The organism is Xanthomonas bromi (assembly GCF_900092025.1).
Lineage (GTDB): Bacteria > Pseudomonadota > Gammaproteobacteria > Xanthomonadales > Xanthomonadaceae > Xanthomonas > Xanthomonas bromi.
In genome coordinates this window covers 1-3342 of sequence record NZ_FLTX01000118.1, presented here as the reverse complement: position 1 = coordinate 3342, position 3342 = coordinate 1, and the positions used below count along the sequence as shown (strand labels likewise).

Genomic DNA, 3342 nt, shown 5'->3' with positions numbered 1-3342 from the left:
AAGCGCAGATCATGGAGCGGTTCGCCACGCTCACCAATACCCTCGCCTCGGTGCTGCGCAAGGCCAAGGCACGGATGGGGGCGCTGATGCCGCAGATGCTGGCACAGCGGATCGATGCACTGATCGGCGGCCTGGGCACCTTGCGCACGACCGCCGGGCAGATGATCCCCCAGGCGATCAAGGAACTGGACCAGAACCTGCGCGAACTGCAAGCCTACGTGCGCAGCGGCGGCGAGACGACCAGCCGGGTGGCGCTGCACCGGGTGGCCACCGGCGAGCGCGTCATCACCCGCGCCGACGAGGCACGCCTGGTGGAAGATGGCGTGCTGCCGGTGCGGTCGAGCCGGGGCGGGTTCAAGCAGAATCCGGCGCTGGTGAAAAGGCCTGAGCAATGGGAACACTTGTACAAACCGGAAGACGGGTATCCGAACCTGGCGGACCCTGCTCGGGCAGAGGGTGATTTCCATCAAGCCGTACAAGCGTATTCTGGGAAGATGGTCAATCGGCAGTTGCACGACGGCGAATACTTCTTTCGTGCCTTTGGTGAAGAGGGCGTCACGCACGGCCTAAAAATACGCGAGTCTTGGGCAGGAGGTGCTTGGTGGGGCATCGGCGAAGCGCCGAAGAGTGCGCAGGAATGGCGCCCGCCAACCGCCGTACTGGACGAATTCAACCGCAATGGATTTATCGTCACCGGCAAGGTAAGCGGCGTAAATGGCCCCAAGGCGGTGGTCGGCACGGTGGCCGAGCAAATGGGCGTCAAATTGCCAGGGCAATACCTGCCTGGTGGCGCCACGCAGGCATTTTTCTTCCTGGACAAACCGGTGGCAGACCAGCTGACAGCCTTGGGCAAGCGTGCCATTGCAGAAAACAAGCCGTTTGCGTGGATCGACCCGGCGAGCGGCATGCATTTCGAAGTGAAGCCGACCGGCTGGAAGGATGTCAACGGCATCATCGGTTACTTCCATACCCCCGGCCCGACCAGTGTCACAACCGCCCGCCTTGCCGAGCGCGAGCAAGCGACCAAGGAGCATCGTCAAGTGGTGGTATTGCCGTGAGCAGTAATTTTCCTGAAGGCTTGAAACTTCCCAACGAACTCGAACGTCGGCAGATGTTCTTCCAACTGAAGAAGGAATCCTCGTTCACCGCGTGGAACCGGATGCTTGAGCTGTATCAAGCGTGGGCGGATGTCACCGAACGGAGCGTGCGGGAAGCCGATGCGAAGGGGTGGCTGGATGAAAGCGGGATCAGCGAGTCGGATTATGTGTGCATCTTGAAAGGATTGGCGCACCAGGAAGAAGGCGTGCGCAGGCTGCGCAAGGGCGACAAGCGCGTCTTCAAGTTCGATGCCAATGGCGAGTTCGTCATGGGGCATCGAATCGTCAGTCATTTCATTCAGCTGATTTGGCGGATCGAGATTGGTGAGAACGGGATAAATGAAGCGCTGACTCCGTTGTGGAATGAGTTTTGCACTCGATTGAGAGAAATAGCGAATCTCAGAGCAGAAATCTGGTCAGATATCATCGAAAGTTCTTACTTTGAAGATTCTGCGCCCAGTATTTATGGCAGATGGTTCCAGGAAAATGTAGCAAGAATGCATTTTCCTCCGGTCATCCCGGAGGTGCCCAACCCTGTTGAGAACACGTTGATTGCCACCGGTAGTCGTATCCCCTGCTCGGGCATCTGGGAGCCCGTGGATGCGCCGAAGCCAAAGAAATTCAGCCTGTTTTCCAAGCCGGACGTGCCGACTGGCTTTTTGCCATATATAGGCGCACTCAATTATCTTCATGGTGGTTCGCCTGCGCCACAAGCCGGGCAAATTGTGAGGGACACTAACATCGACATTGATGTCGTCTGGCGCCTGATCTGGCGCGACGACCGTTATGAGGACGGCACCATTCCGGAGGAGGAGGCAGACTATGTCTTCATGGAGTCCGAGCCACCGCCTGTTCAGCAGGAGGCAGCAACGGACGCAGCGCGTCGGCAGGTCAGTGCCATGAGCGGTCAACGCGCATCCCAGGCCGGCCGTTGGCTGGTGATGGACGATCTCACCGCGGCCGCGCAGTTCAACGCGGGCGACGAGCTTCCGTTGCACGAGGGCCGCAAGGTGCAATGGGTACTCGCCGACCATTGAAGTGTTGATGTGGGTTCGACCTCGACGGGTGGCTTTTGGTGGGGCATCGGCGAAGCGCCCAAAAGCGCCCAGGAATAGCGCCTGCCAACAATTTTATTTAATCAATATCATTAAATGACAAACTGACAGCCAAACAGATAATCTGGAGAGGTGCCATGGAGTCAGCACGCGACAAGTACACGGGCGAGATCATCGACGCCGAACAGCTATGGAGCATGAATTCAGTCAACGATTCCGAATATATGTGCATAGGATGCATTGCTAGCGTAATTCCTTGCTCGTATCTGCCTGAGAACAAAGTACGTGCTCATTTCAGAATCAAAGACAAGCACGAAACTGACTGTGACATTGATGGTGATGAGAGATTGGTCAAACGCGCATTGAAACAGCGCGTAACGACCAAGGATGGTTTCCCTGGAAAATTTCCAAACCGTCTCGTCCTTCGTGATGCGCGCCCTGTCACCGGATCAAATGGTTCTCCTGCTGTTTCCACAGCAAGTAATGGAACAATAAAAAATGGATCGGATGTGTTGAGTGATGCACGCCGGGAGCGCCGTTGGGCAGCTAATACTATTCGACCAATTTGCCGTACTTTCATAAATTTTCCGTTTGATCGTGATCTGTCTCTGGCTATTCCAGGAATTGCAGCCAACACCTATCAGCGCATTTTTCTGTGCCTCAACAGGGATAAGGTTGTCAAGTACAACGAACCAAATATCTTCTACGCACCCATCGCTTGGAAAGCACCAGCCTCAGATGATAATCAAATAGAAATCCAGCTCAGCTATGGGGAATGGAAAGATCGTAAACTCGTAGCCCCATATCGGCTGAGGGTTAATTGGAAAAACTGGAGTGCAGCGAAGAGAAATTATATTTCAAAAGATATTGAAATATCCAGATTGGAATCTATAGCAGCAAAAAATAGTGATTCCAAAAAGAAGGGATGGTTATTCTTCATAGGAAGACAAGATGAAGAGGATCTTGCCCTTTTTCATGTTGACGATCATCGGCTCATCTGTTGCTTTGTCGTCGAAATGGTTTACCCGCCTCGGCCAACTGGATCTGCTGCAAAGAAGTGACCTCCCCGTCGTCTCGTTCAGAAAAAAATTATTGAGACCGTGCCTACAGCGTTCATGGTGCTGTAGGCGTAGTCGCTGGCGGCCGGGGCGGCGTTCACCTTGCGCCAGCACGCCCAGTATGAGGGCCAG

At 54.8% G+C, this 3342-nt stretch carries 3 protein-coding genes; all 3 read left to right on the top strand.

The window, feature by feature from the left end; all coding sequences use genetic code 11:
* Positions 1–1058: hypothetical protein (locus XBLMG947_RS23895; RefSeq protein WP_065470402.1), on the top strand; the 1058-nt coding region annotated here is incomplete at its 5' end.
* The gene (locus tag XBLMG947_RS20760) at positions 1055–2134 is read left to right on the top strand and encodes an Imm71 family immunity protein (protein ID WP_065470401.1); all 1080 of its coding nucleotides are present in this window, start codon (positions 1055–1057) and stop codon (positions 2132–2134) included. The genes XBLMG947_RS23895 and XBLMG947_RS20760, both read left to right, overlap by 4 nt.
* Before the next feature lie 155 nt (positions 2135–2289).
* Positions 2290–3213 carry a hypothetical protein gene (locus XBLMG947_RS23055; RefSeq protein WP_139074476.1) on the top strand — a complete coding sequence of 308 codons (924 nt, stop codon included), beginning with the start codon at positions 2290–2292 and terminating at the stop codon, positions 3211–3213.
* The last annotated feature ends 129 nt before the right edge of the window (positions 3214–3342 follow it).

Bases quoted from the DNA above. Each gene is read 5' to 3' on its own strand.
- XBLMG947_RS23055 (WP_139074476.1), top strand. From the start codon at position 2,290: ATGGAGTCAGCACGCGACAAGTACACGGGCGAGATCATCGACGCCGAA.